General features: G+C 62.6%; 25 protein-coding genes. 6 read left to right on the top strand and 19 right to left on the bottom strand.

Going from position 1 to position 25,803, the window contains the following annotated elements; translation table 11 throughout:
* Positions 1–417: 417 nt before the first annotated feature.
* Positions 418–1,407: a LacI family DNA-binding transcriptional regulator gene (locus M2267_RS13650; protein WP_043619339.1), complete on the top strand. Its 990-nt coding sequence runs from the start codon at positions 418–420 to the stop codon at positions 1,405–1,407.
* Positions 1,408–1,417: 10 nt separating this feature from the next.
* Here M2267_RS13650 and M2267_RS13645 read toward each other — a convergent pair whose 3' ends face one another.
* Genes M2267_RS13645 through M2267_RS13625 form a run of 5 tightly spaced genes read right to left on the bottom strand, consistent with a single transcriptional unit; the run spans position 1,418 to position 6,587 of the window.
* Positions 1,418–3,064: a Na/Pi cotransporter family protein gene (locus M2267_RS13645; protein ID WP_429114997.1), complete on the bottom strand. Its 1,647-nt coding sequence runs from the start codon at positions 3,062–3,064 to the stop codon at positions 1,418–1,420.
* Positions 3,065–3,084: 20 nt separating this feature from the next.
* Entirely contained in the window at positions 3,085–3,375 is a 291-nt protein-coding gene (locus M2267_RS13640) for a MurR/RpiR family transcriptional regulator (RefSeq protein WP_429114996.1), read from the bottom strand.
* Between the two features lie 2 nt (positions 3,376–3,377).
* A complete protein-coding gene (locus M2267_RS13635; protein ID WP_429114995.1) occupies positions 3,378–5,078 on the bottom strand; it encodes a metallophosphoesterase family protein in 1,701 nt (566 codons plus the stop codon).
* Positions 5,071–5,691, bottom strand: a complete 621-nt coding sequence (locus tag M2267_RS13630; RefSeq protein WP_429114994.1) for a dual specificity protein phosphatase family protein — start codon at positions 5,689–5,691, stop codon at positions 5,071–5,073. The genes M2267_RS13635 and M2267_RS13630 overlap by 8 nt, the downstream gene beginning before the upstream one ends.
* Before the next feature lie 56 nt (positions 5,692–5,747).
* Entirely contained in the window at positions 5,748–6,587 is an 840-nt protein-coding gene (locus M2267_RS13625) for an inositol monophosphatase family protein (RefSeq protein ID WP_429114993.1), read from the bottom strand.
* A gap of 202 nt (positions 6,588–6,789) precedes the next feature.
* Between M2267_RS13625 and M2267_RS13620 the strand changes: the two genes are divergently transcribed.
* The 3 genes from M2267_RS13620 (at position 6,790) to M2267_RS13610 (ending at position 10,948) form a co-directional block, all read left to right on the top strand.
* Positions 6,790–8,103, top strand: coding sequence for an MFS transporter (locus M2267_RS13620; protein ID WP_429114992.1), 1,314 nt, complete (start codon positions 6,790–6,792; stop codon positions 8,101–8,103).
* A 662-nt stretch (positions 8,104–8,765) separates the two neighbouring features.
* Entirely contained in the window at positions 8,766–10,349 is a 1,584-nt protein-coding gene (locus tag M2267_RS13615) for a Na+/H+ antiporter (RefSeq protein WP_429114991.1), read from the top strand.
* 59 nt (positions 10,350–10,408) lie between these two features.
* Entirely contained in the window at positions 10,409–10,948 is a 540-nt protein-coding gene (locus M2267_RS13610; protein WP_429114990.1) for an NUDIX hydrolase, read from the top strand.
* Between the two features lie 18 nt (positions 10,949–10,966).
* On the opposite strand, the gene M2267_RS13605 is transcribed toward M2267_RS13610, so the two are convergent.
* From M2267_RS13605 to M2267_RS13550, 12 genes are all read right to left on the bottom strand, one after another.
* Positions 10,967–11,215, bottom strand: a complete 249-nt coding sequence (locus M2267_RS13605; protein ID WP_043619473.1) for a WGR domain-containing protein — start codon at positions 11,213–11,215, stop codon at positions 10,967–10,969.
* A gap of 201 nt (positions 11,216–11,416) precedes the next feature.
* The gene (locus M2267_RS13600) at positions 11,417–12,694 is read right to left on the bottom strand and encodes an L-fuconate dehydratase (protein WP_043619358.1); all 1,278 of its coding nucleotides are present in this window, start codon (positions 12,692–12,694) and stop codon (positions 11,417–11,419) included.
* Between the two features lie 19 nt (positions 12,695–12,713).
* Positions 12,714–13,559: a fumarylacetoacetate hydrolase family protein gene (locus tag M2267_RS13595; RefSeq protein WP_429114989.1), complete on the bottom strand. Its 846-nt coding sequence runs from the start codon at positions 13,557–13,559 to the stop codon at positions 12,714–12,716.
* Positions 13,560–13,578: 19 nt separating this feature from the next.
* Positions 13,579–14,313 (bottom strand): SDR family oxidoreductase, encoded by a 735-nt coding sequence (locus M2267_RS13590; protein ID WP_429114988.1) that lies wholly within the window; start codon positions 14,311–14,313, stop codon positions 13,579–13,581.
* Between the two features lie 10 nt (positions 14,314–14,323).
* Positions 14,324–14,770 (bottom strand): MaoC/PaaZ C-terminal domain-containing protein, encoded by a 447-nt coding sequence (locus M2267_RS13585; protein WP_429114987.1) that lies wholly within the window; start codon positions 14,768–14,770, stop codon positions 14,324–14,326.
* A 1-nt stretch (position 14,771) separates the two neighbouring features.
* Positions 14,772–15,851, bottom strand: a complete 1,080-nt coding sequence (locus M2267_RS13580; protein WP_429114986.1) for a Gfo/Idh/MocA family protein — start codon at positions 15,849–15,851, stop codon at positions 14,772–14,774.
* Positions 15,844–16,194, bottom strand: a complete 351-nt coding sequence (locus tag M2267_RS13575; RefSeq protein WP_429114985.1) for an L-rhamnose mutarotase — start codon at positions 16,192–16,194, stop codon at positions 15,844–15,846. The genes M2267_RS13580 and M2267_RS13575 overlap by 8 nt, the downstream gene beginning before the upstream one ends.
* A 12-nt stretch (positions 16,195–16,206) precedes the next feature.
* Positions 16,207–17,319, bottom strand: coding sequence for a mandelate racemase/muconate lactonizing enzyme family protein (locus M2267_RS13570; RefSeq protein ID WP_429114984.1), 1,113 nt, complete (start codon positions 17,317–17,319; stop codon positions 16,207–16,209).
* A gap of 1 nt (position 17,320) precedes the next feature.
* Complete coding sequence (locus M2267_RS13565; protein WP_429114983.1) at positions 17,321–18,418, bottom strand: ABC transporter ATP-binding protein; 1,098 nt, start codon at positions 18,416–18,418, stop codon at positions 17,321–17,323.
* Between the two features lie 6 nt (positions 18,419–18,424).
* Positions 18,425–19,291: a carbohydrate ABC transporter permease gene (locus M2267_RS13560; protein ID WP_429114982.1), complete on the bottom strand. Its 867-nt coding sequence runs from the start codon at positions 19,289–19,291 to the stop codon at positions 18,425–18,427.
* Positions 19,291–20,187, bottom strand: coding sequence for a carbohydrate ABC transporter permease (locus M2267_RS13555; protein WP_429114981.1), 897 nt, complete (start codon positions 20,185–20,187; stop codon positions 19,291–19,293). Before M2267_RS13555 ends, M2267_RS13560 begins: the two co-directional genes overlap by 1 nt.
* An 81-nt stretch (positions 20,188–20,268) precedes the next feature.
* Positions 20,269–21,588, bottom strand: coding sequence for an ABC transporter substrate-binding protein (locus M2267_RS13550; RefSeq protein ID WP_429114980.1), 1,320 nt, complete (start codon positions 21,586–21,588; stop codon positions 20,269–20,271).
* A 164-nt stretch (positions 21,589–21,752) separates the two neighbouring features.
* On the opposite strand from M2267_RS13550, the gene M2267_RS13545 reads away from it, so the two are divergent.
* Together M2267_RS13545 and M2267_RS13540 are read left to right on the top strand one after the other, a co-directional pair.
* Positions 21,753–22,541: an IclR family transcriptional regulator gene (locus M2267_RS13545; protein ID WP_429114979.1), complete on the top strand. Its 789-nt coding sequence runs from the start codon at positions 21,753–21,755 to the stop codon at positions 22,539–22,541.
* A 76-nt stretch (positions 22,542–22,617) separates the two neighbouring features.
* Positions 22,618–23,454, top strand: coding sequence for an amidohydrolase family protein (locus tag M2267_RS13540; protein WP_429114978.1), 837 nt, complete (start codon positions 22,618–22,620; stop codon positions 23,452–23,454).
* A 54-nt stretch (positions 23,455–23,508) separates the two neighbouring features.
* Here M2267_RS13540 and M2267_RS13535 read toward each other — a convergent pair whose 3' ends face one another.
* Positions 23,509–24,645, bottom strand: a complete 1,137-nt coding sequence (locus M2267_RS13535; RefSeq protein ID WP_429114977.1) for an ABC transporter substrate-binding protein — start codon at positions 24,643–24,645, stop codon at positions 23,509–23,511.
* Positions 24,642–25,802, bottom strand: a complete 1,161-nt coding sequence (locus tag M2267_RS13530) for a CaiB/BaiF CoA transferase family protein (protein ID WP_429114976.1) — start codon at positions 25,800–25,802, stop codon at positions 24,642–24,644. The genes M2267_RS13535 and M2267_RS13530 overlap by 4 nt, the downstream gene beginning before the upstream one ends.
* Position 25,803 lies beyond the last annotated feature (1 nt).

Raw genomic sequence — 25,803 nt, 5'->3', positions numbered from 1 at the left:
CCCCGTTCGCAGGGCAGGCACAGGCGCCTGCCAGACGTCGGCGCAAGCTCCTCAACCGCGCCGCCATCACCACGAACATAGACAGAACAAATATTCCAATTCAGCTCCATCTATGGAACGTATGATCCAATGATGGGGCGCTGTTGTCAACAAAAAAATGCACACGTGCGCAATGACATAACATATTGTTTTTTATGTGTATTTTGTGACGATAATGCACTATTTTGCGAACGCGTGATCATTGGGGTCAGGCGAATGGTTCCAGCAAGGCTAAAGAGCCGACATGCATGGAGCGAACGCGCCCGTTCGCAGGCCTCGTCGATTGGTTCACTGAGCGTGTAGGCTCGAACTTTTTCGTTGGAATGGGCCCGCTTTTGTGGCCCTGATGGAAACCGTCTGATTCTGCAGGAGAAAGGCATGGCAAGGGGCTTTGTGACGGCCGAAGAGGTTGCAAAACGCGCGGGCGTCTCACGCTCGGCGGTCTCGCGAACCTTTACGCCCGGAGCCAGCGTTTCCCAGGCTGTGCGCCGCAAGGTACTCAAGGCCGCCCGGGAACTCGGCTACCGGGTCAACCGGCTGGCACAGGGGCTGAACAACGATCGCTCCAATCTTATTGGCGTTGTCGGCGCCAACCTCAGTGCGCCCTTTCACGCAAAACAGCTCGATCTCTTGAGCATCGGCCTGTTGCGCCGCGGTCTGCAGTGCCTGTTGCTGAATGCGGCGGATGCGCGAAAGGATATCGCGCCGCTGATTGAACTGCTGTTCGAGTTCCGGGCGCAGGCGATCATCGTCCTTTCCGGAGAGCCCCCGGAATCGATCGTCGACCAGTGCATTGCCAACGGCGTGCGCCTGATCCTGATCAACCAGAAAATTGATCGCACCGATACCAGCATGGTGTTGAGCGACGATTCCCGCGGTGCGGATCTTGCCGCGCTGCGCCTGATCGAGGCGCGCTGCAAGAAGGTCGCGGTGATTTCGAGCGGCAGCCAGACCCCCGCCCAGGTCCGTCGCACCACTGCCTTCCAAAAGAAGATGGCGACCGCCGGCGTCGAAGTGGTCGCCTGGTCGGGCGGCACGACGAGTTATGAAAGCGGCTACCAGGCTGGCTGCGAAGTGCTCGTCGATGAGACCATCGACGGCGCGTTTTGCGTGACCGATCTCCTGGCTCTCGGCTTTCTCGACGCGGCCCGCACCGAAATGCACCGTCGCGTGCCGGCCGACCTTTCCGTCGTCGGCTTCGACGATATTCCGCAGGCCGGGTGGAAGAGTTACGAGCTCACCACGGTTGCGCAGTCCTTTTCCGCCCTGACAGAGCATGTTCTCGAAGCGCTGGAAGCAGACGAGTTGGAAACGCGACTTCAGGTCGTTCCCGTTACGATGGTCGAGCGCAAGACCGCCCGACGCTAGGCCTGATTGCTTACGAGACCGCCTGCCGGATGCGGCTGTCGATCAACAGCCCGCTCTGATCAAGAATGGGGTGCGCGACGGTTGCGATGTGCGCGTTGATGCGTTTGAGGTCGCGCAGCATGTCGAGATGAAGCGAACTGGTTTCGATGCTTTCAGCGCGGCCATCGCGCAGGCGCTGCAGGTGCCGCTCAGCCGACTGCCGCTCCAACCTGCGGACATCTTCCTTGGCTTCCACGAGGCGCCGCGCCATCGCGTTGTCGCGTGTGGCAAACACGGCCTGGGCCATGCGCAGATTGTCGATCGTGACGGCGAAGAGGCGCGACAGCTCCTCATGCCCATCGGAGGAGAAAGCCAGGCCGCGGGCGATCTTCTTTGCAAGTTCGGCAAGAAGTCCCTTCTCGATGATGTCGCCGATATGCTCGAGGTTGATGGCATAGTCGACGATATCCATGGCGCGGCGGCGCTGTTCCTCGGCGATTTCGCACTGGCCGACACGCGAAACATAGACCTTGATCTCGTGTTGCACGCGATCCACGCGTCCTTCGAGCGTGCTGATCGCAGCAAGTCTGGAAGGATCCGTCTGCTGCAGGGCGTCGTTTGCTTCGACCAGCATGCGCTCCACCAGGTCGCCGACGCCCAGCACTTCGCGGCTTGCGCCGGCAAGCGCTGCGACCGGGGTGTCAAGATCGTTCTGTTGCAGGAAAAGCGGGCCGTCCGTCGCCTTCGGCTCGTCCGGCAGCAGGCGCATGGTGAGACGCGATAGTGGCCGAGCAAGTGGAGCGGCCAGAAGCGCCAGTGCGAGATTGAAGGCGAGATGCACATCGACCGGCAGATTGCCGCGTGAGACAGGCAACCGGTCGATAAATGGGGTTACGTATCCGGCGAGCGCCAGAGCAGCCAGGCAGCCGACGGCGCGCACGATCAGGTTGCCGAGCGCAACCCGCCTGGCGCTCACCGCAGCCTTGAAGGTGGCCAGAACCGGAGGCGCAGCACCGCCGAGATTGGCGCCGAGAACGAGCACGATGAGCAAGCCTGTCGAAAGGCTGGCAGAGGTCGCAAGCGACAGGATCAGCACAACGACTGCCAGGCTCGATGACGCAAGGGCGGCGAGGCCTGCCGCAATGACGAGCGCCACCGGCCAGGCATTGTCGAGCATCCCGAAAAAGGCAGAAAGGGCGGCGGAGGTTCGCAACGGCTCGGTCGCGCCGCCAATCAGATGCAGAGACAGCAACATCAGTCCGATGCCGACGAGGGCGGCGCCTGCTCCCTTGCGCGCGTTTGAGCTGCCGCGCCCGACAACGAAGCCGCAAAGCAGCAAGAGCGGCGAAAGCCAGCCGAGCCCCAGGGCCACGATCCAGGCCGTCATCGCCGTGCCGACGTTCGCGCCGAGAAGCACGATCTGCGCCATGCGCGGGACGACGAGATCACGCTCGACGAAGGACGCGACCATGAGAGCGGTAGCGGTGGAGCTCTGGAGAGCGATGGTTGCAATGAGGCCACTTGAAAACGAACGAAGTCCGTCACGCGTCCCGGCCGCCAGTCCAGCTTTCAGACGTGCGCCAAACGCGCGTTGCATGCCGTCGCGAACCTGGCCAAGGCCGAACAGGAGGAGCGCCACGGCGCCGAAGAGGTTGATGCTGACGATTGCAGTGCTCACGGCCCCCTCCCCAATGCTGATTACTGCCGGCCGCGCAGCAACTCCGCTCGAAAGAGCTGCTGAAAGGAAGCATAGGTGTCAAAGCCGAGGTCGCTGACGAGCCGCATGACCGTCGTCGTCGAAACGCCACTGCGCACCGCCACTTTCCGTGCGCTTGAAAAGGCGACGTCGTACGGATGGGCAAGCACGAATTTGGCCACTTCCAGACGGCCACCCTTCAGGTGGCGCCGGCCCAGGCGGCAAGATTCCCGCAACTCGATGAACGTCGCTGGCGGCGCGGAGGAAGTGGCCGTGGAGAGCGACTGGTCCATGGTCAGGCAGCCTCTTCCGTGTCGGAATTGTTTTCGATGCGGATGCGCAGGCCTCCTACTTCGGCACGATCGAGGAAGGCGTCGAAGGCCCCGAAGAAGATCGCGAGAAAGCCCGATGTCGATCCGTCCCATCCGCTCGCGGGCGGACGGCCAAAGTGCTTGGCGAGCAGGCGATAAAGCGCGCGGCGCGGCTGAGGGACCTTGTCGAGCGCAAGCACGCCGGCCTGGCGCAGGCAGTACCAATCGGCGATCACCTCGATCATGTCGAGGCTTGCGGCCTCTTCAGGGATAGCGATCGATCCTTGCCCGGAAGCGCACGTCATTTCACCGGAGGCAATCATCCGCTCGCAGACGGCAGCGAGCGAAAGCCCGGATATTTCTTCGACGACCTCGGTGGGCCATTCCTTCAGAAAATAGCGATGCTGGACCAGGGCGCGCTTGTGCGCCTTCAGGAAGGAGCCGTAGTCCGCCGCGGCAAAGGCTGGATCCGCATCATCGCCGGCGCGCGCCGCCTCGCGACGATAGGCGCGCAGCACGCGTTGGTCGACGGTCATGTCTGACAGTTCAACGGTCTCGATGGACGACGCCGATTGAGACGGTTCGACGATCTTGAAGGATGGTGGAAAGGCCACGAGCGACGGAACGGCGACATTGATGAGCGAGCGGCTGCCGCGCGCGCGACGCGTTACGCCTTCGACATGCAGGTGCCCGCTAAAATGCAGCGTCATGCCGGCGGTGATCAGTGCATCTGCGACCGCCTGCTGCGGCGTCCGGCGGGCGATGTTGGTCTCGCCGAAAAGAACGCTTTCGGCTCCGGTTGCGCCGTCGAAGGGGTCGAGCACCGGATAATGCGAGAACGCGAGCAACGTCTTTCCGAGTTTCGCTGCGCGCGCGGACACGTCGGCAATCCAGTCGATGATGAATGGCTTCAGCCTGATAAGCGCGTTCCAGCCCGCGCCGGTGCTGTCGACGAAAGCGGTTTCATCGCCTTCTTCAAAGTGGCCGTCGCGCGGTTCGAAGATGTTGGCGTCGATCATCAGCAGCCAGAGACCTGGCTCCGGCTCGACCAGATAGGAGGCATCCATCAACCGGTAGCAATTGCGACCGTCCGGAGACGAGACCGGATAGAGCCGATCCTCGGCGCGATCTGAAGCCCCGAACGGGGTTTCCCAATGGATATAGTCCGGCCGTCGGAAGTAGCCATGACCAGCCATGGGGGCGAGGCCCGTCGGGTATCCCTCGCAATACATCCGCGGCGTCGCGTAACTGCCGGGGCCTGCCTTTCCTGCGTCGCTGGTGACGAGGACCCTGGCGTCGTTCCGGTCGAGAAATTGCTTGGTGTGGTGCCGCCCCTTGGGTCCGAAGATGTCGTGGTTGCCCGGAAGCGCATAAAAGCGCGTGCCATAGGTGCTCTCGTGCCCATCGAGAATGGTGCGCAGGCGCGCCGTTGTCTGCCTTTGCCCATCATCCGTGTAGTCGCCCAAAAGGACGACGTGACGGATGCCGCGGCGCGCGACCTCCGCGAGCGCCTCGTCCAGGGCCTTGGCGCTTTCGTTGAAGACGCGGGTGGATTCCCGCGTGTCGGTCCAGCTTCTGACCGCCAGTTTATCGCCGTCGATCTCTATCTCAGGGAATTCGAAGTCGCCTGCAAGATCATGGAAATGCGCGTCGGCGATGATGGCGATCTTCGGCAATTCAGACATTGGCCTTCGCCTCCAGGCGGGAGGCTTCGACGAGGTCGATCCAGGCCGAAGCGCGGCGCGCTGCTTCATAGAGCATCGGCTTCGGCGTCTCGAACCATTCATCCGGCCGCAGTTCTCGATGCTCGCGGATATGGGCGACTGCTGCGTCGAGTGTCGGAAACCGATGCGGCTGCTGCTTGTGCAGGAACAGCGCCACCAGCGATACGGAGCGGCTGCGCCCGCCGCGGCAATTGACGAGGATGTTTCCGCCATCGGCAAAGGGGTAGGTTGCGCGCTTCGGCATCGTCTGGCGTAGCGCACCATCGAGAATGTAGTAGGCGCCGAGCATCATCGTGTCGGGGCTGCCGTCACCATCGATCATGCCGAGCTTGTAATAGCGGATGACCGCGTAGCCGCTTGCGCAAAGGTCATCATTGATGCTGACCTCTTCTTCGCGCACGAGGTTGATGTCCAGGTTGATCGCGCAATTGACGACAATGGAGATCCCGTGACGCTTGAGCAGGTCGAGGTCACGCGCGCCATCACTGCCGCCGATGTAGAGATCGGCGCTGTGCGGTCCAAGCTCGCTGGCGATGAGACTGATAGCGGGCCGGGTATAGACCGGTGCGTCCATTGGATTTCCTCTTTCCTATGCGAACGGGTGGTAGGCGTCGTCAGGCTATCGCCGTTTCAGGCCAGCTGGAGCTCGGCGGCTTGTTCGCTTGCCCGCACCGGGATGCCTGAAGCCACACTCACGCCGCCGGCGATCGACGGTGTCGATGCAAGCACCGGCCCGCCTTCGAGCAGGCTGCCGATCTCCATGAAGGGACACACAGTGCCGCCCGCCTCGGCAACGAGCAACAGTCCGGCAAGGCAATCCCACGAGTTCATGTGCAGTTCGACATAGGCATCCGAGCGACCATCGGCGACATAGGCGAGCGCAAGAGCTCCCGAAGCGCCGCGCCGCACATTAGCGCCCTTCTCCAGCATCTGCCGCATCGTCTCCAGATAGGTCTCGTCCGGTACCCGCCGCGACCAGCCCATTTCGACCGAAGCGGCATCGAAGGTCGCCGTCGACGAGACCGTGATCACTTTATCGTTGAGGGTTGCACCTTCTCCCCGGCGGCAGAAATAGAGTTCGTCGTGGGCCGGATTGTAGATTGCACCGATCTCCGCCCGCCCGTGCTCGACATAGGTTATGGAGATGCAGAAGTGCGGGATCCCGCGCGCAAAATTCGCCGTTCCGTCGACGGGATCGACGACCCAGACGCGATCGGAGACGGTGCCGCCGCCTTCCTCGCCGAGGAAGGCATCGGCCGGAAAATGGGTGGCAATCGCGGCGCGAATATGGGCCTCGGAGGCCGCATCGGTTTCCGTCAGGAAGTCCTGCGGGCCTTTCAGGGAATAGCCACGCTCGGCGCTTGCCCTGAAACCCTCGAGCACCAGAGCGCCGGCGGAACGGATGACATCCCGACACAACAGGGCCCGTCCGGAAAGGTCGTTCGAATAGCGCGGCTTGTGATCGTTCATCGGCGAAGCTCCATTGCACACGCGTGCATATTTGCACGCGTGTGCATGTCGTGCAAGTCGAAATTGCCGGTCCGTGCCAGGCGCCCGTAAGATTGATCGGTCGTCGCGGCCGCACTCAGGTGGGCATCTGCGGCATTTCTGCAATATCCAAGCAGACGCGGCCGACGTAGTGTCCACGCGTCGAATCTCAAGGCAGGGTCGAATGACGACGATCACGATACAGGAAGCGCTCGACCGGGCGGGCACAGGCCCCTATCAGCGGCGCTTGATGGGCATATTCGGCCTGGTCTGGACGGCCGATGCCATGCAGGTGCTCGCCGTCGGGTTCACCGCCGCCTCCATTGCCGCGACATTCGGCCTGACGGTGCCCCAGGCGCTGCAGACGGGCACGCTGTTTTTCCTGGGCATGCTGATCGGCGCCGTCGGCTTCGGCAGGCTTGCCGACCGGATCGGTCGCCGGCGGGTCCTGATCGTAACCGTTGCCTGCGACGCGGTCTTCGGCATTCTGTCGATCTTTGCTCCGAATTTCGCAGTCCTGCTTGTCCTGCGCTTCCTCACTGGCGCTGCTGTCGGCGGCACACTTCCCGTCGATTACGCGATGATGTCGGAGTTCCTTCCCGCGCGCAGCCGCGGGCGATGGCTGGTGATGCTCGAAGGCTTCTGGGCTGTCGGCACGCTGATCGTCGCTTTGGCGGCATGGCTTATCTCTCTTGCCGGCCTTGCGGACGGATGGCGCTATATCTTCGCCGTCACGGCCATTCCGGCAGTCATTGGCGTGGGGCTTCGCTTTCTCGTGCCGGAATCGCCGCTTTACCTGTTGCGCTCGGGCAAGGCGGAGGCGGCCAGGGCGATCGTCGATCGCATGTTGGCAGTCAACGGTCGGCCCCAACTCGAGCCGACCGTTTCGATCGCCCTGCCCGCGGCAACCGCCGCTGTCGGCATCTTTTCCAAGGACCTGCGTCGGCGCAGCCTCCTGATCCTTTCGGTCTGGTTCCTCGTCTCGGTCTCCTACTATGGGGTCTTTACCTGGATGCCGCCGCGGCTTGCCGGCGAAGGCTTCGGCTTCGTGCGCGGCTACGGCTTCCTCGTTCTCATCGCTCTGGCGCAGATCCCGGGCTATGCCCTTGCCGCCTACGGCGTCGAAACGTGGGGACGGCGCCCGACGCTGGTCGGTTTTTGCCTGCTGTCAGCCCTCAGTTGCCTGTTGTTCGTCGTGGCGGATGCGGCCTCGGTCGTTGCTGCCGCATTGCTGATCATGAGCTTTGCGCTGCTCGGCACCTGGGGCGCACTCTATGCCTATACGCCGGAACTCTATCCGACCGCCTCGCGCGCGACCGGCATGGGGGCGGCCGGCGGCATGGCCCGGCTCGGTGGCCTGCTTGCGCCATCGCTCATCGGCTTGCTGGTGGCGAAGGGCTTCGGCCTGGCGATCGGCACCTTTGCGGGCTTGCTGCTTGTGGCGGCGATCGCCGCTTCGATGATCGACGCGGAAACCCGCGAGGCGTCGCTGACCTGATGCGGTGCATTCTTTTCAGGGGCAGTTAGTCACTGTTGGGAAAACGGGACTGCGTTTCAAGGCGTTAGTCCCTCCCTTGCCTGTGAACAACCTGTGGACCGGCTGCGGACAACGCTCGAAGTCCTGCCGTGCGCTGTTCGATCGTAAAAGCGGTCGTAGAATGGCTGTGCGGTCAAGCTCACGACCGTTAGTGTAGCAACTATCTCATCGGGGCCGGCACGTGTGCCGGTCCCGATTGTCTGCCGGGACGGATGTTCTTGGCGGCGTCCCCTCCCCCCACAGAACGCCTTTTTTGGCGCCGTTTGGCAGTTCAGACTGACGACCGCGCTGCACGTCTTCCGTTTATGCATAGCTGCATTGCACAATAAATGTTTTCCAGCTGGTCAAAAATCAGGCATAAAGCACACAGCTGATGCACATGGCGGGTCTCCTCCCAGTCCGCCGCAGCAGCTGTTCCCCTCTGGAGGTTTTTGACCTTCACACCTTTATGGGCCGCGGTCTTCCGCTGGCCCTTTTTTCTTGCCCGAACGACGCCGCACGGCCAGGCACTCCGCGCCCCAAATCTGCTGACACTTCGTGCGCGATCCGACGCAGCAATTGCGTTTCGGCAAAAACCTGCTCTGTAATAAAGCCGATCGTCATATCGCTGGAGGCTACGGCTGGTGGAACCGACACATTTGTTCGAGTTGGTGATCGGCATGTTCGTGGCGATCATCGCGCTGCATTATGTCGCCGACCGCTTGGCGCTGCCGCCCTCGGTGGCACTCTTGACCGGAGGCGCTCTGCTTGCCTTTGTCCCCGGCCTGCCGACGATCGAGGTCGACCCCGAGCTCGTGCTCGTCATCTTCCTGCCGCCCCTGCTCATGGACGGCGCCTGGACGATCGCTCTCGGTCGCCTGCGGCGTCATTCGATCGGCATCGCTTCGCTTGCGGTTGGGGCCGTGTTTTTCACCTGCGCCATCGTGGCAATGACGACGCATCTGCTCTTCCCAGCGCTGCCGCTTGCGGCCTGCGCCGCACTCGGTGCGATCGTCGCGCCACCGGATGCCGTATCGGCCCGTGCCGTCCTTCAACGCGTGCGGCTGCCGCGGCGGCTACAAATCCTGCTTGAAGGCGAAAGCTTGCTCAACGACGCAAGCGGCCTCGTGCTTTTTCGCTTCGCCGTTGCCGCCGGTGTCACCGGGGCGTTCAGCGCGGGCGAGGCCGTGGGTAACTTCTTCCTGCTGGCGATCGGCGGCGCCCTTGTCGGCATCGTGATCGGTACGGGCTGGGTCCAGCTTGCGCGTCGGCTTGGCGACGAATACCTGATCATCGCCGCGACGGTGCTGCTTTCCTGGACCTCCTATCTCGTCGGCGAGTTCCTGCACGTCTCCGGGGTCATCGCGACCGTAACCACGGGCCTCATCGCCAGCTGGCATCAGCACACGGTGCTGTCCGCCGCGACCCGCATGCGGGGAACATCGTTCTGGGAGGTGATTGTCTTTCTGATGGAAGCCGCCGTCTTCATCCTGATCGGTCTGTCGCTTCGCGGCGTCGTCGAGCGCGGCGGCGGTTTCGAGACGGTCGCGGCAACCCTAGCGTGGCCCATCGTCGTCATCCTCGTCGTGCTCACCCTTGCACGTTTCGTCTGGGTGTTCGGGTCAGATCTCGTGATCCGGCTCGGAAATGCGCTCGGGGTCAAGCGTTACAGGCCGGTGGGCGCGCGTGGCGCGACCGTGCTTTCCTGGGCCGGCATTCGCGGCGTGGTGACGCTCGCGCTTGCGCTGAGCGTGCCCGAGGGTTTCCCCGGCCGGGACTTCATCCTGGTGACCTCCTTTGCCGTGATCCTTGGAACGGTGTTGATCCAGGGAACGACGCTCGGGCGGGTGATTGCCTGGGCGAGGCTCGTCGAGCCTTCGTCTGAAAAGGCGCCCCTCACCTTGAGCCAGGCCGAGGCGGCGATGGCCCAGGCGCAGCTCGTCACCATTCAAAGCCGCGCCTATGACACGGCGGGCAATCTCATCCATCCGCAATTGCTGGACCGCTATCAGCGCCGCGCGGTTTCGATCGTCGACTATGCCGCACGCACGGAGCATTACACGCCGATCCTCCACGCCCATTTCGATGTCGTGCTTGAAGCGGTCGCGACCGGGCGGCGCGAACTCATCCGGCTTCATCGCGCCGGCGAAATCGACGATGAGACGCTGCACGAACTGGAGCGGGATCTCGACCTTGAGGAGTTGAGCGCAATATCTGCCAAGGCGTGAGCCTCCGGCCGACCATTTCTTTCCATTTTCTCCTTTGACCTGCGGGGCGGATGTCCTAGATGTCCGCCAATTGGCGCCAAGTATCGAGGAGCTCGAGAGCGATCAAAAAGTCAAAGGCGCCGAAATCACCGAAACCGAAGACGCTGTTGCAGAAGCTGGCTGCCTCGCCCGAGAAACTGTTTTCGGGTTCGTTTCGCCAGCAATGCGCAGCGCTTTGCTATCGCTTCGCGCCTGACGGCGCGATCGAGATCCTTCTGGTGACGTCGCGCGACAGCGGTCGTTGGCTCATTCCAAAGGGCTGGCCGATGAAACAGAAGGAAGCGCACGAGGCCGCAGCGATCGAAGCTCTGCAGGAGGCCGGTGTTCGCGGAAAAGTTCGCAAGAAGCCGATCGGCAGCTACACCTATTTGAAGATGCTCGACGACGGCGACGTGGTGCCCTGTATCGTCGATATCTTCCAGATCGAAGTGACCAAGCTGGCGGAGAAATACAAGGAGAAAGGCGAGCGTTTGCTCGCCTGGGTGAGCCCCGATGAAGCGGCACGGCGCGTCCGCGAAATCGAGCTCAAATCGCTTCTGGTCGACTTCAAGCCGCGGTGAGGTCGTCCTCGGGCCTGATCATGTCCGCGGACGATAGCCGCGCTGCCGCTTGCTGCGCGTCAGATCGAGGAAGAGTTTGACCGCCTCCTCCTCCCGCGCGAAATGGTGCACCATCATCTGTCCGTGACTTCCGATCCGTCCCCAGCGCCGCGTCAGGCAGGCCTCGCCCAGAAGGGACATGGAGATCTGCATGGAGTAGTAGCGCGCCATGTTTCTGGCCGCATCCCTTCGCTCGACATAGATCTGATAGGGTTGAACGATCGTCATGCGCGAAGATTCGGCGATCGGCGCGCAGAGGTCCAACGAGAGTTTTGAATCGATCAGGGGTGACCGATTCATTTTGGTGATCTGTCACGATCCTCGACGCGATGGGTAAGCGGCTGACGGGCGCGCCGCTAAAGACCACCCAGACAAGCAAAGGCCGGAGCGGCAGGTACCGTTCCGGCCTTCGAAAATCTGAAGCCTTGGTTAGCCGGCGAACGTGTAGTCCGCGATCGACTGCGGTTTCATCTCGATCGAGAAACCCGGCCGCTGTGGCGGCATATAGGCGGCGTTCTCGATGACGCAGGGATCGAGGAAGTGTTCGTGCAGATGGTCGACATATTCGATGACGCGACCATCCTTCGTGCCGGAAACCGCCAGATAGTCGATCATCGACAGATGCTGGACATATTCGCATAAGCCCACGCCACCGGCATGCGGCCAGACCGGCAGTTCGTATTTCGCCGCAACAAGCAGCACCGCCAAAACCTCGTTGAGGCCGCCCATGCGGCACGAGTCGATCTGGACGATGTCGATCGCGCCCTCGGCGATGAACTGCTTGAACATGATGCGGTTCTGGCACATCTCGCCGGTCGCAACCTTCACCGGACCGATCGCTTCGCGGATCTTGCGATGACCGGCAACATCGTCGGGGCTCGTCGGTTCCTCGATGAAAAACGGCTTGGCGAATGCGAGCTGCTTGACCCAGTCGATCGCCTCCCCGACCTCCCAGACCTGGTTGGCGTCGATCATCAGGTAGCGGTCCGGCCCGATCACCTCGCGCGCGATCGTCAGTCGCCGGATGTCGTCGGCAAGATCGCGGCCGACCTTCATCTTGATATGGTTGAAGCCTTCGTCGATCGCCTCTTGGGCGAGCCGTCGGAGCTTGTCGTCGTCATAACCGAGCCAGCCGGCCGACGTCGTGTAGCAGGCGTAGCCCTCCTTCTCGAGCGTCGCAATGCGCGCGGCCTTGCCGGGTTCGGCCTTCTTGAGGATCGCGACCGCTTCGTCACGGGTCAAAACATCCGTCATGTAGCGGTAGTCGACGATGTCGGCGATCTCTTCCGGCGACATCTCGGCGACAAGCCGCCAGACGGGTTTTCCCGCTTCCTTGGCAAGCAGGTCCCAAACGGCGTTGACGACGGCGCCGGTCGCCAGGTGCATCGCGCCCTTTTCCGGACCGATCCAGCGCAGCTGGCTGTCGCTGGTCAGGTGCCGCCAGAAACGACCGGGATGGGCGAGAATGTCTGAAGTATCCTGGCCGACGATCAGATGCCGCATGGCTTTGATCGCCATGCAGCAGATGTCGTTGCCGCGGCCGATGGTGAAGGTGAGACCATGGCCCGCAAGTCCCTCCCGATCGGTGTCGAGGATGACATAGGCCGCGGAATAGTCCGGGTCCGGGTTCATCGCGTCGGAACCGTCGAGGCTCTGCGAGGTCGGAAAGCGCAGGTCGAAGACGCGCAGATCGGTAATGCGGGTCATGGTCACTCCAGTCTTATGATCAATCGTCCGCGCGCACGGACTGCTTCTGGCTGCCGAGGCCCTCGATGCCGAGTTCGACGATGTCGCCGGCCTTGAGGTAACGCGGCGGCTTCATGCCCATGCCGACGCCGGGCGGCGTGCCCGTCGAGATGATGTCGCCCGGCTGCAACGACATGAACTGCGACAGGTACGAAACAAGATAGGCAACGCCATAGACCATGGTCTTCGACGAGCCATTCTGCATGGTCTCGCCGTTAACCTTCAGCCACATCGGCAGGTTCTGCGGATCGGCAATCTCGTCCTTGGTCACGAGCCACGGGCCTGTCGGGCCGAAGGTGTCGCAGGACTTGCCCTTGGTCCACTGGCCCTGGCGCTCGATCTGGAAGGCGCGCTCAGAGACATCATGCACGGTGCAATAGCCGGCGACATAGTCGAGGGCTTCCGCTTCGCTGACGTATTTCGCCTTGCGGCCGATGACGACGCCGAGTTCCACTTCCCAGTCGGTCTTTTCCGAGCCGCGCGGGATGATCAGGTCGTCGTTGGGACCGACGATCGCCGAGGTCGCCTTCATGAAGATGATCGGTTCGGAGGGAACCGTGGCGCCCGTCTCGGCGGCATGGTCGGAATAGTTGAGGCCGATGCAGATGAACTTGCCGGTACCGGCAACGCAAGGGCCGAGCCGCTGGTTGCGGTCGACAGCCGGAAGGCCGGCGAGATCGAGCGCGTTGAGTTCGGCGAGTTTGTCCGGGTCGAGTGCCGCACCGGAGAAATCGGCGACGTGGCCGGAGAGGTCGCGCAAGGTGCCGCTCGCATCGAGGATGCCCGGCTTTTCCTGGCCCGGGAGGCCGTAACGAAGAAGTTTCATATCTCTGCTTCCTGTGTTGTCAGATGGTCCAGCCGCCATCGATGGCATAGGCCTGGCCGGTCGTATAGGTGGCGCCCGCGAGATGGACGGCAAGGTCGGCAATCTCTTCCGGCGTACCGAGGCGCCCCATCGGCTGGCGGGCGATAAAGGCGGCGCGCGCCGTTTCATAGTCGCCCTGGGCGCGCATGCGGTCCTGCAGCGACGGGCTTTCGACAGTGCCCGGGCAGATCGCGTTGCAGCGAATACCCTCAGAGACATAGTCGGCGGCAACGGCCTTGGTGAGACCGATGACGGCCGCTTTGGTGACGCCATAGGCAAACCGGTTTGGCACGCCCTTGATGCTGGAAGCGACCGAAGCCATGTTGATGATGGCGCCGTCCTTGCGCTGGAGCATCGCCGGCAATACGGCGCGGATGGTGCGGATCATCGCCTTGACATTGAGGTCGAGGGCGAATTCAAAATCGGAATCCTTCATCTCCAGGATCGAGCCGGCATGCACGAAACCGGCGCAGTTGAAGAGGACATCGACGGCGCCGATCTTGGCGACCAGCGCTTCGACGGCTTGCGTGTCCAGCACGTCCAGCCGGTGCGTCTCGACATCGGCTTCCTTGGCGAGCGCGGCAAGCGCATCCGCATTGATATCCGTCGCATGTACTTTCGCGCCGGCGTTTGCGAAGGCCAAAGCCGAAGCGCGGCCGATGCCTTGGGCAGCAGCCGTAATCAGGACGACCTTGCCTTTAAGATCCGCTGTCATTTTCGATCCCTCATGCTTTGCGTTCGACGACCAGGATATGGTCGGCGGCGAGAACGACCTCGCCACGCTGGTTGATAACTTCACACCGTTCCACGACGCGCCCCGCCTTCGGCCGCTTCGGATCGTCCTCTTTGGCGGAAATCGTGACGCGGGTGCGGATCGTATCGCCGATATGAACCGGACGCACGAAGCGCAGACGATCATAGCCGTAGGAAAAGGCAACCGGATTGATCAGCGATGCGGTGAGGCCGACGCCAATTGAAAAGATCATGGTGCCGTGGGCGATGCGCTGGCCGCCCGGAAGGGTCTTGGCGAACTCCGCGTCCATATGGTGCGGAAAGAAATCACCGGTATGGCCTGCATGGACGACAACGTCGGTCTCGGTGATCGTCCGGCCCGTCGTCAGCCGCTCGTGGCCGAGTTCATAGTCTTCGAAATGGATGATCTGTTCTGACATCTCAGCGTCCCGGAAGCGGCGCGATCGCCGTTGCCGGCGCGGCACTCGATTGATAGGCGGCCTCGACAAGGGCCATCGTCTGCCAGGCGTCCTCCACCGAGCCGATCAGTTCCTGGTCCTCGCCTGTCGCAAAGCGCTGCAAGTTGGCCATCCGGTTGACGAAGGCGTCGGGGAACCAGGCACCTTCGAGCGGCACGGCAACCCACTCGCTGCCATCGGCCGGTCGGATACAAAGCTCGTCCGGCTCGCCCTTGGGATAGTCGAGATTGACGCCGAGCTTCACATAGGCAGCACCCGACGTGCCCGAGATGCGGAACTCGCAGGCCTGGAACTTGCGGCCGAAATCATGGTCGTGATTGACCGAAAGCACGCAGCGTACGCGATCACCATAATCGAGGATCGCAGCCGTCCGCGTCTGCGCGACCTCGTGGTTCGGATGGCCGATCGTCTTGGCATGAACGCCTTGAGGGTTGCCAAGCAGGCCGCGCACGAGATCCAGGTAGTGGATCGAGTGCATGGCGATCTCGATGCGCGGCAGGCCTTTGAGGAAAGGCCACAGGCCCCAGGGCGTGGCCAGAGCCAGCCAGGCGTCGAAGTCGACGACCTCGCCGAGATGCCCTTTGGCAATCGCATCCTTCAGCGCCAGCATCATTGGCGCGAAGCGAAGCTGGAAATTGACGGCCGCCTTGAGTTTTCGCGCGCGGCAGATCTCCAGAATGGCCGTTGCGGCCGCAAGGTCCGAGCCCATCGGCTTCTGGATCAGGGCGGCAGCACCTGTCGGCAATCTGCCAAGGATTGCAGCGTGGGCGGCGGGCGGTATCGCGAGGTCGAAAATCGCGCTATCGACCGCAAGCGCTTCGTCTTCCGTCCGATAGGCGCGAATACCCCAGTTTTCGGCAAGCTGCAGTGCCTTGGCGTGATCCGGATCATAAATCCCGGCAACCGGGAAGCCGCCCTTGCGATAGGCCGGCAGATGCGCGTCGCCGACGATGCTGCCGGCGCCGAAGATCACGATCGGTCGCGGATTGCTCGGCTTCGGCCACCATTGGCTCAGCGCGCCCGGATCAAAGCCCTCAGCCATGTCGAGATGCCTTCCCCCCGTGATGGAACACCTCTTCCATCATCGCCCACCACTCGCCTTCTCTTCGCGTATCAAGCGGCTTCTGGCAGGGCATGCAGACCGACCACCATTCCTGGTTCTTCGGGTGTGCCGCCATCTTCGCCATGTCCGCCTTAAAATCCGAGCCGACATACTCCCAGTATCCGAAGAGCAGGTTTTCCGGCTCCTTGAGGAAGATCGAGTAGTTGGTGACGTTGCACTCGGAAATCAGCGCGAGGATCTCCGGCCAGACGGCGGCGTGCAGGGCCTTGTATTCTGCGATCTTCGAGGCCTCGAGGCCGATCACCATTCCCATCCGTTGCATCTCGAATGCCTCCTAGCCACAAAACTCGCGAGTAAACTCGTCGATCGAGCGGGCGCGCACGGCATCCCAGTCCCAGGAAATCCCGATGCCTGACTCGGACGGCGCTAGCGCGCGGCCGTCGCGGATCTCCATGCCCTTGGTCGTCAGGTCGTCGAGCTGCGGAATGTACTCGACATATTTGCCGTTGGGCACGGCGCAGACGAGGCTGACATGCAACTCCATCAGGAAGTGCGGGCAAACCGGGATGTCGAAGGCCTCGGCCGCGTGCGCCACCTTCAGCCAGGGCGTGATGCCGCCGATGCGGGCAACGTCGACCTGGACGATCGAGCAGGCGCCCTTCTGCATGTATTCGCGGAAGTGGCGGATCGAATACATGGATTCGCCAACCGCAATCGGCGTCGGCGTCGAGCGCGTCAGCCTTATGTGGCCGTCGAGATCGTCGGCCGGCAGCGGCTCCTCGATCCAGGCAAGGTCGAGCTCCTTCAACCGGGACGCGCGGCGGATCGCTTCGTCGACGGTGAAACCCTGATTGCAATCGGTCATGATCTCGAAGCCGTCGCCGAGCGCCTTGCGCATCGCCGACAGACGCTCGTAATCCTCCGAACCGTGCGGCTTGCCGATCTTCACCTTCGAGCCGGAAAAGCCGTTGGCCTTGGCTTGGAGCGCGTCTTCGACCAGCGCTTCCTTTTCGATATGCAGCCAGCCGCCCTCGGTGGTGTAGAGGGGGCAGCTTTCCTTGGCGCCGCCGGCGAGCTTCCAGAGCGGCAGCTTCTGCTTTTTGGCCCGCAGGTCCCAGAGCGCCGTATCGACGGCAGCCAGGGCCAGAGCGGTGATCGCGCCGATCGTCGTTGCGTGCGTGGCAAACTCCATCTTGTGCCAGATCGCCTCGATGCAATCGGCATCCTCGCCGATCAAGATCGGCACGAGGTGATCGGACAATAGCCGCATCACCGACGAGCCGCCGGTGCCGATCGTGTAGCTGTAGCCCGTGCCCGTCGCGCCGTCGCTGTCGGTGATGGTGACGATCGGCGTTTCCTGGCTGACGAAGCTCTGGATCGCGTCGGTCCGCTTCACCTTCGGCGGCAGGTCGACCATGCGCAATTCGATTTTCTCAATTCTTGCCATGTCAGCCTTCCAGAGCCTTGCCGGTATCGATGTCGAAGAGATGGGCGCGGGAGAGATCGAAGCTCATGCGCACCTTTTCACCTGATGTGAGCGGGCGCGGATTGAGCATGCGCGAGACCCAGTCGCGGCCGTTGAACTGGATGAAGACCAGCGTCTCGTTGCCGAGCGGTTCGGTGATCGACACCGGCAACTCGATCTCGTGCACGGCTGACGGATCGCCGGCATGCAGGCCATGGCCGCTCGGATAGATGTCGTCGGGCCTCAGGCCGAACGTCACCTTCTGGCCCGGGCGCAGTGTCTTGGCAAAGCGCGGCGGGATCGGCAGGCGCGCGCCGCTGGCAAAGACCAGCGTACCGTTGTCGACGATCGCCTCGTCCATGTTCATCGGCGGCGAGCCAATGAAGCCGGCGACGAACTTGGTGGCAGGACGCTGGAACACCTCTTCGGGTGTGCCGACCTGTTCGATATAGCCGTCGCGCATGATGACGATGCGGTCCGACAAGGTCATCGCCTCGACCTGGTCGTGGGTGACGTAGATCATCGTTGCCTGCATCCGGGCATGCAGCTTCTTGATCTCGGTGCGGACTTGCGTCCTGAGCTTGGCGTCGAGGTTCGACAGAGGCTCATCGAACAGGAAGACGTCCGGCTGGCGCACGATGGCGCGGCCCATTGCAACACGCTGGCGCTGGCCGCCGGAAAGCTGCGACGGGCGACGTTCGAGCAGATGGCTGAGATCGAGGATGGCTGCCGCTTCGTCGACCCGCGCCTTGATTTCATCGGCCGAGCGCCCGGCGATCTTCAGGGAAAAGCCCATGTTTTCAGCGACCGTCATATGCGGATAGAGCGCATAGGACTGGAAGACCATTGAGATATTGCGCGCCCGCGGCGGCAGGTCGTTGACCTTCTTTCCGCCGATTTCGATCGCGCCGTCGCTGACGTCTTCGAGGCCGGCGATCATGCGCAGCGTCGTCGACTTGCCGCAGCCGGACGGGCCGACGAGCGCGATGAACTCGCGGTCCTTCACTTCGAGGTCGATGCCGTGGACGACCTCGAGCGCGCCGTAGCGCTTGACCAGTTTCCTGAGTGTGACAGGAGCCATGAACGATTATCCTTTCACCGCGCCGAAGGTGAGGCCCGAAACGAGGTGCTTCTGAATGATGAAGGTAAGGGTCAGCGCCGGGATGATCATCACGACGGCGAGCGCACACATGCCGCGCCAGTCGATGGTGAATTCGGCGGTGTAGTCGAGCAGCCCGACCGGGAGGGTCTTGGAATTGACCGAGCGGGTGATCTGCGAGGCAAGCGCATATTCGTTCCAGGACGTCAGGAACGCGAAGATGCCGGCGGATGCGATGCCGGGACCGGCGAGCGGAAACTCCACCTGCCAGAAGGCCTGCCACGGCGTGCAGCCGTCGATCTGGGCAGCCTCGGCCAGATCCTTCGGCACCTGGCGGAAGAAGCCGTCGATCAGCCAGATGGTGAAGGGCACGTTGAGCGCCACATAGGTAAGGATCAGCGAGAAATGCGTGTCGATGATGCCGGTGCGGGCATAGAGCATGAACAGCGGCAGCGAGAGCGCGATGCCCGGCACGGCGCGCGTCAGCATGAAGCCAAGGAAGATCGCCGACTTCGCCTTGAAGCGATAGCGGGCAAAGGCGTAGCCGCCGGCCATGCCGATCGCAAGCGCGATCACCGTCGAAGTGACCGAGACGATCAGCGAATTGCGGAAGTAGTCCCAGACAGGAACGCCGCCCTGCCCTGCGCCTGAAAACATCGCGCGATAGGCATCGAGCGATATGCTCTCCGGAATCCAGACCGGGGGCTTGGCCATGATCTCGACGGTCGGGCGCAGCGACGACAGCACGATCCAGAGGCCCGGCAGGCAGATCACCGCCATGGCGAGAAACAGGCCGATCAAGTGTGCGGCCTTCAAGAGGCGACGGCGCAGGCGGTGCGAAGCGTTGATATCCATTACCACTCGGCTCCGATCTGCTGGCGCGCCGCGGCGAGCTTGCGGAAAAAATAGACGGTGAAGACGATCGAAAGCAGGATCGCGACATAGGCCATGGCGTTGGCGAGCCCCATGCGGGCGTCCGCATAGGCCGTGCGACCGACGAGCGTCCAGAGCAGTTCGGTGCGCTTGGCCGGGCCCCCATCGGTCATGATCTTGACGATGTCATAGGCCCGCGCCACGTCGAGCGAACGGATTGTCATGGCGATGAAGGCAAACGGCATGAGATAGGGCCAGGTGACATAGCGGAAGGTCTGCCACGGCGTGCAGCCGTCGACATGGGCGGCTTCCACCGGGTCCTTCGGCATGGCGAGCAGGCCGGCAAGTATCAGGATCGCAAAGACCGCGGTCGAGGACCAGACTTCGGCGATGATGATCGACAGAAGCGCCAGATTGCCGTCGATCAGCCATGGGATCGCTTGGTTGGTCAGCCCCAGCGACTGCAGCGCATTGTTGACGAAGCCGATATTGTCGTTGAACAGGAACTTGAACTGGAAGCCGACCAGCACCGGCGAAAACATCATCGGAAACATCATCATGGTGCGCAGCAGGCGCTGGCCGTGGGTCGCCTTGTTGACGAGCAGCGCCAGCCCGAGCCCGAGCAGCATTTCGGCATTGAGCGCCACCGTCAGCAACAGCACGGTGCGGCCGAAGGCGATCCAGAACTCGGGATTGCCGAGCACGGTCGCGTAGTTGCGCAAGCCGACAAAGACCCACAACGTCTCAGGCTTCGTCAGGCGAAACGGCGTGAAGCTCGAATAAAACGAGAAGAGCAGCGGCAGCACGATCACCGTCGCAAGCACGACGAAGGCCGGAAGCAGAAGCAGGGTCGGCGCTGACAGTTTCTTGAGCTTCATCGGGCAGTCCTGAGGATCGCATGAAATGGTCGAGGCGGCGCCGGCGCCCTCAAGGCATCGGCGCCGCCTCTTTTGTCACGTTCAGAGTTTGCCCGCGTCTTCGAGAATGCCGGTCGCCTTTTCGGCGGCGGCATCGAGCGCCTGCTTGGACGTCTTGTCGCCGAGGATGGCGGCCTGCAATTCCGGATAGACGGCGTTGGAGATCTCGATCCACTCGGCCGTCTTCGGAACCGGGAAGGCGTGCTTGGCGGCTTCCTGGAAAGCCTGCAGAACTTCCGTCTTGTAGGCATCGCCCTCGGCTTGCTTGATGTTGTATTCCCAGACGGCAGTCCGGGTCGGCAACGGGCCGGCAGCCGATTCCAGCTTCTGGCTGTCCTCGTTGGTCAGCCACCAGACGAGCGAGGCGGCAGCCTCCTTGTTGGCGCAATCCTCGGTGACCGAGAAGCCGTGATGGCCGGACCAGCCGGTGCGCTTGCCGGAGGAACCGGCCGGCTGCACCTTCACGCCGACATTGCCGGCGACCTTGGAAGACTTCGGGTCGTTGAAGAAGCTCGCCCAGCCAGGCCAGTCGAGATTGACGGCGATCGAGCCCGAGGCAAAGCCCTGGCCGAGGTCGTCCCAGAGATAGTTGGTCGTGCCCGGCGGCACCGCCTTGTCCTTGTAGAGCTTGACGAACCAGTCGAGCGCACGCACGCCCGCTTCCGAATTGAAGGCCGGGCGGCCGTCCTTGTCGAGATATTCGCCGCCTTCGGCCACCAGCATCTCATAGAAGCGGCCGTTGATCGCCTCTTCCTTGCCGGCAAACTGCGTGCCGTAGAAATTCGGCGGTGCAGCAAAGAACTCGGCCTGATCGCTCACCTGCGCCCAGGTGTCCGGCGGCGCCAGGTCATAACCGTACTTCGCCTTGAAGGCGGTCTTCTTGGCTTCGTCCTGGTAGAGGCTCTTCTGGTAATAGAGCGCCGACACGTCGAACTGGGCGCGCGGCAGCATCACGAGCTTGCCGTCGAGCGTCGAAGCGTCGATCAGGGCCGGCACGAACTTGGCGATCTCTTCCGGCGGCAAAAGCTGCAGCAGGTCGGTGTAGATGTCGGGGTATTGCGGCGCAAAAGAGGAATGGTTGGAGCCGACGCACCAGCTGACGCCGCCGGTCGCGATGTCAGACTTGATCTCCTTGTCGAGTTCGAAGTGGTTCTTCTTCGACAGGATGTTGACCTTGGCGCCGGTCGCCTTCTCCCATTCGCCGATCCGCTCATAGAGCTTTTCGTACTGCTGACCGCCGATCAGCTTGGCGTCGATCGTGACGCCCTCGAACTTGCCGGGCAGTTCTGCGGCATTAGCCGCTCCTCCTGCACAGGCAAGCATAACGACGCCGGCGGAGACGCCGGCAAGCAGCCTTTTCATGTCCACTCCTCCCGTGTTCACGCCCTCTTCCTGACGTGACGTTCTCATTTGTGAGAAACTAATTCATATACAAACAACATTTTTATGAGGCGTCAAGGGAGAACTTTCCTTTGTGGGCGCCTTCGTCTGCGTATATGGATATGAGTATTCACCAAGGAGGCTTCATGGATACCGAAGAGTCAGACCGCTACCGCGCACCGGCCCTTGATAAGGGGCTCGACATTCTCGAGCTGCTCGCCAGCGTCGACGGCGGACTGACGCAGGCGGAGATTTCCAAGCGCCTGAACCGGAGCCCGAACGAGTTCTACCGCATGCTCGATCGGTTGGTGCGGCGCGGCTATGTCACGCGCATCGACGGAGATCGCTTTTCGCTGACATTGAAGCTGTTCGGGTTGTCGCAGTTGCATGCGCCGGTCCGCAGGCTTGCCTCCTACGCCACGCCGTTGATGCGGGATCTGGCCCAGCGCTCGAAGCAGGCAAACCACCTCGCCGTCTTCGATCGCGGCTCCGCCGTCGTCATCGCCCAGCAGGAAGCGCCTGATTATTGGGGGATTTCGATCCGGGTCGGCTCGCATATCAGCCTCTTCGATACGGGATCCGGCCACATCCTGCTCGCCTTCCGCTCGACTGAGGAGCGCGAGATGATGATCGCGGAACATGGCAGGAGCAAAGACGAGGTCCCGCGCGGGCCGGAGTTCTATGCGCGCCTCGATCAGATCCGCGAGCGCGGCTATGAAATGATGGCAAGCGCGCAGACAGCCGGCGTCTATAACCTCTCGGCGCCGATCCTGGGGCCTGATGGTCGCGGCATCGCGGCGCTGACCGTGCCCTACATCGCGCTCGTCAACGCGCCCTCGGCGCCGGATATCACCGAAAGCATCGCCCTTTTGCTCAAAACCGCCGAGCAGCTGTCGACATTGGCCGGTTCGGACGTGGCCTCGACAACAGATTGACGCCACTTGAGAACGATCGTACTTCTTATCTGAATAGATCATTCTTATGTGAGAAGCCGTTCGGGGGAGGCGCGCCTTGATCATCGACACCCATCTTCACCTCATCGACAGGTCGAGGCTCGCCTATCCCTGGCTCGCCGGCGTGCCTGCCCTCGACCAGGACTTTCTCTACGCCACCTACGAGCGCGAAGCGCGGCGGCTCGGCATTACCGCCAGCCTGCACATGGAGGTCGATGTCGATCCGTCGGAGATGGAGAAGGAGACATCCGAGGTCGCGCGGCTCGCAGGCCAGGCGGATAGTCTGCTGAAGGGCGCGATTGCCGCCTGCCGGCCCGAAGAGGATGGCTTTGCGGCCTATCTGGAACGCCAGGAAGCAAACGGCCTGGTCAAGGGCTTCCGCCGCGTGCTGCATGTGATGCCGGACGATCTCTCCGACGGGGCGACGTTCCGCGACAATATCCGCCGGCTCGGCGGCCGCCGCTTCACCTTCGACCTCTGCGTCCTGCCGCACCAGATCGAAAAGGCGATTGCGCTTGCCGATCTCGCGCCCAACGTCCAGTTCATTCTCGACCATTGCGGCGTGCCTGACATTCGCGCCGGCGCCGAGCACCCCTGGCGCGAGCACATGAGCGAGATTGCCCGCCGGCCAAATGTCACGGCAAAAATCTCCGGCGTCGTCGCCTATGCGGACGAGGCCTGGCAGGTCGAGACGCTGCGCCCCTATGTCGAGCACACGATCGGCGTCTTCGGGTGGGACCGGGTGGTTTGGGGAAGCGACTGGCCGGTCTGCACGCTCGGTGGCAATCTTTCGACCTGGGTCGGCGCCACCCACGCGCTTCTGGAAGGTTGCAGCGCAGAGGAAAAGCGCAAGCTGCTTTCCGACAATGCGCGCCGGATCTGGAATCTCGCCTGACCGGACCTTTCTATAATCTGGTCCGGGACGCCTGGGCGTCCCGGAACTCAGAAGTCAGGCTGCAACAAAACTCGCCGCAAACAGTCGATTGAGGTCGTCGACGACCTTTCGCGCTGGCTCCTTGCGCAGGAGGCCGTCATTGATGCGATCGGACGCCGCCTGCTGGAAGGCCATGTAGCCATCGTGCCTCGGACGAACCCAGGCGTTCTCCAGTGTCTTGCGCGTCGCACGATAGAAGTCCGAGGTCGCCGCATTGACGGCGTCGTCATCCCAGGCGGCCGCATGGCCTGGCTGCCCGCCACCGGCGGCATAAATGCCGCGCTGGACATCGCCGCTCGCAACAAAATAGGCAAAATCGATCGCCGCTTCGCGTGCGTTCGAGAAGGCCGAGACCGCAATGCCGGTCCCGCCGAGCGCCGAGCCGACAGGGCCATTGGTTCCGGCAACCGGAATATCGCCGAACGTCACGAGCGACCGCCGGAAGCCCGCAATCGCGTAGCTGACATAGCCGTAAATCAGTGGCGCACAGACAACTTGCGACGCTGGGTCGCTCATGGCCTCCAGCACGCCGATCGGGTCCATCGAGAAACAGCCGGGATCGATCAGATCCGTGAGCTCGCGCAGGCGCTCGAAGGCATCGAGGCCGGCATCGGATTCGATCAGTGGCCCGGTACCGTCAATTCGGCAGGGAGAGCCGAGGTTGCCGGCAAGCGTGTAGAAGCTCATCAGGGAATGCGGTGGACGCATCGGCAGCGCCACCTTCCCCTGTCGCGCGAGCGCCAGCATGTCGCTCCAGCTTTCCATGCGTTCCGCCAGGTCCGGGCGCCAGGCCTGGACTTGCGTTGCCGCATCGATCGGGAAGGCCCATTGCCGGCCCTGCCAAGTATAGCTCGGATAGGAGCGCCCGACGCTCGCATCCTCAAGCTCCGCCCTCTCCTCTTGATGGCCTTCCACATCAAGCGGCGCCAGGCACTTTTCCTTGGTGATCTGGCCGACATGGGGATGATCGATGACGATCAGGTCATAGGCCCGCGCCAGCTCTTCGACGGGATAGGTCTCGAAATCCTGCAGCGAGCGCTTGTCCCATTCCACCGTTATGCCGGTGCGTTCCTGCCAAAGCCGGGAACAGGCGACCATCGGGTCGTAGCCGCGCGGGTGGCTCCAGGTCATGCCCTTCAATTTGATGCTCACAGGCCGAACTCCTTGCGGATCGAGGTGCTGTGTTCGCCGATGCGTGGTGCTGCGCGGTCCACCTGGGCGCGCTTGCCGTTGACCCTGAGCGGTGACCGTGTCGTCAGGATCGAAACGTCATCCTCGCGCACCACAGTCTGCAACATGTCGAGCACCTGGAAACCTTCGCTTTCGAGCAGTTCGTTCCAGTTGAGGACCCGGGCGCACCAGATGTCAGCGGGCTCAAGGACGCCAAGCCAATGGTCGATGGTATTTTCGGCGATCCGCTTGGCGATCAGCGCCTTGATCTTGTCCCGCTCGGAGAACCAGGTTGCCGGATCGTCGCGATAGGCGTCGAGTTCGGGCATCTGCAGCAGATCGGCAAGCTTCGGGATCGGCGTCATGGCGATCGCGAGATAGCCGTCCTTGGCCGGATAGACCCCGTAAGGTGCCGACAGATAGGCATGGGCACTGCGAAATCCCGATCGGGTCGGCAGCCGCCGGCCGTCATTCAGATGCGTCGTCAGCACTTCGAATTGGAAGTCGACGAGCGCCTCGAGCAGACTGGTTTCGATCAGGCTGCCCTTGCCGGAAATGCCGCGCCGGACGAGCGCTGCGAGAATGCCTTGCGCTGCCGCTGCACCCGCAAGCATGTCGCCGATCGCAAGGCCAAAGGGCACCGGCCCCTGGCCCTCATCACCGTTCAGCCACATGACGCCAGAGCGCGATTGCGCGAGCAGATCCTGTCCCGGCCGTTTCACCCAGGGGCCCTCCTCCCCATAGCCGCTGATCGAGGCATAAACGATCTTCGGATTGATCGCCTTGACCGCTTCGTAGTCGAGGCCGAGGCGCTGGATGACGCCGGGGCGGAAGTTCTGGATCAGCACGTCAGCCTTGGCGAGCAGCGTCTTCAGGGCCGCAAGGTCGTCCGCGTTCTTGAGGTCGATCGCGAGGCTTTCCTTGGCGCGGTTGATCGCATGGAAGATCGTCGAATCGCCTCCGATCTCCGTGTCACTGAGATAAAGCCGGCGCGACAGGTCGCCACCGTCCGGGCGCTCGATCTTGATGACGCGCGCGCCAAGATCCATGAGGCGCAAGGAGCAGTAGGGGCCTGAGAGAAACTGGCTCATGTCGACGACGACAAGGCCAGAGAGCGGCAATTCGTTGGTTTCGGTCATC

Origin of the sequence: Ensifer sp. KUDG1 (assembly GCF_050434285.1) — a bacterium.
GTDB lineage: Bacteria > Pseudomonadota > Alphaproteobacteria > Rhizobiales > Rhizobiaceae > Ensifer.
Note: the sequence above shows the minus strand (reverse complement) of the source record. Positions and strands in the feature narration are given on the sequence as shown.

Excerpts from the sequence above, each read along its gene's own strand:
- M2267_RS13635 (WP_429114995.1), bottom strand. The coding sequence starts at position 5,078 with ATGTCTGAATTGCCGAAGATCGCCATCATCGCCGACGCGCATTTCCAT.
- M2267_RS13575 (WP_429114985.1), bottom strand. The coding sequence starts at position 16,194 with ATGCAACGGATGGGAATGGTGATCGGCCTCGAGGCCTCGAAGATCGCA.
- M2267_RS13530 (WP_429114976.1), bottom strand. The coding sequence starts at position 25,802 with ATGACCGAAACCAACGAATTGCCGCTCTCTGGCCTTGTCGTCGTCGAC.
- M2267_RS13620 (WP_429114992.1), top strand. The coding sequence starts at position 6,790 with ATGACGACGATCACGATACAGGAAGCGCTCGACCGGGCGGGCACAGGC.
- M2267_RS13565 (WP_429114983.1), bottom strand. The coding sequence starts at position 18,418 with ATGGCTCCTGTCACACTCAGGAAACTGGTCAAGCGCTACGGCGCGCTC.
- M2267_RS13560 (WP_429114982.1), bottom strand. The coding sequence starts at position 19,291 with ATGGATATCAACGCTTCGCACCGCCTGCGCCGTCGCCTCTTGAAGGCC.
- M2267_RS13650 (WP_043619339.1), top strand. The coding sequence starts at position 418 with ATGGCAAGGGGCTTTGTGACGGCCGAAGAGGTTGCAAAACGCGCGGGC.
- M2267_RS13570 (WP_429114984.1), bottom strand. The coding sequence starts at position 17,319 with ATGGCAAGAATTGAGAAAATCGAATTGCGCATGGTCGACCTGCCGCCG.
- M2267_RS13630 (WP_429114994.1), bottom strand. The coding sequence starts at position 5,691 with ATGGACGCACCGGTCTATACCCGGCCCGCTATCAGTCTCATCGCCAGC.
- M2267_RS13590 (WP_429114988.1), bottom strand. The coding sequence starts at position 14,313 with ATGACAGCGGATCTTAAAGGCAAGGTCGTCCTGATTACGGCTGCTGCC.
- M2267_RS13625 (WP_429114993.1), bottom strand. The coding sequence starts at position 6,587 with ATGAACGATCACAAGCCGCGCTATTCGAACGACCTTTCCGGACGGGCC.
- M2267_RS13580 (WP_429114986.1), bottom strand. The coding sequence starts at position 15,851 with ATGGCTGAGGGCTTTGATCCGGGCGCGCTGAGCCAATGGTGGCCGAAG.
- M2267_RS13640 (WP_429114996.1), bottom strand. The coding sequence starts at position 3,375 with ATGGACCAGTCGCTCTCCACGGCCACTTCCTCCGCGCCGCCAGCGACG.
- M2267_RS13585 (WP_429114987.1), bottom strand. The coding sequence starts at position 14,770 with ATGTCAGAACAGATCATCCATTTCGAAGACTATGAACTCGGCCACGAG.
- M2267_RS13550 (WP_429114980.1), bottom strand. The coding sequence starts at position 21,588 with ATGAAAAGGCTGCTTGCCGGCGTCTCCGCCGGCGTCGTTATGCTTGCC.
- M2267_RS13595 (WP_429114989.1), bottom strand. The coding sequence starts at position 13,559 with ATGAAACTTCTTCGTTACGGCCTCCCGGGCCAGGAAAAGCCGGGCATC.
- M2267_RS13605 (WP_043619473.1), bottom strand. The coding sequence starts at position 11,215 with ATGACGATCGTTCAACCCTATCAGATCTATGTCGAGCGAAGGGATGCG.
- M2267_RS13610 (WP_429114990.1), top strand. The coding sequence starts at position 10,409 with ATGTCCGCCAATTGGCGCCAAGTATCGAGGAGCTCGAGAGCGATCAAA.
- M2267_RS13600 (WP_043619358.1), bottom strand. The coding sequence starts at position 12,694 with ATGACCCGCATTACCGATCTGCGCGTCTTCGACCTGCGCTTTCCGACC.
- M2267_RS13555 (WP_429114981.1), bottom strand. The coding sequence starts at position 20,187 with ATGAAGCTCAAGAAACTGTCAGCGCCGACCCTGCTTCTGCTTCCGGCC.
- M2267_RS13545 (WP_429114979.1), top strand. The coding sequence starts at position 21,753 with ATGGATACCGAAGAGTCAGACCGCTACCGCGCACCGGCCCTTGATAAG.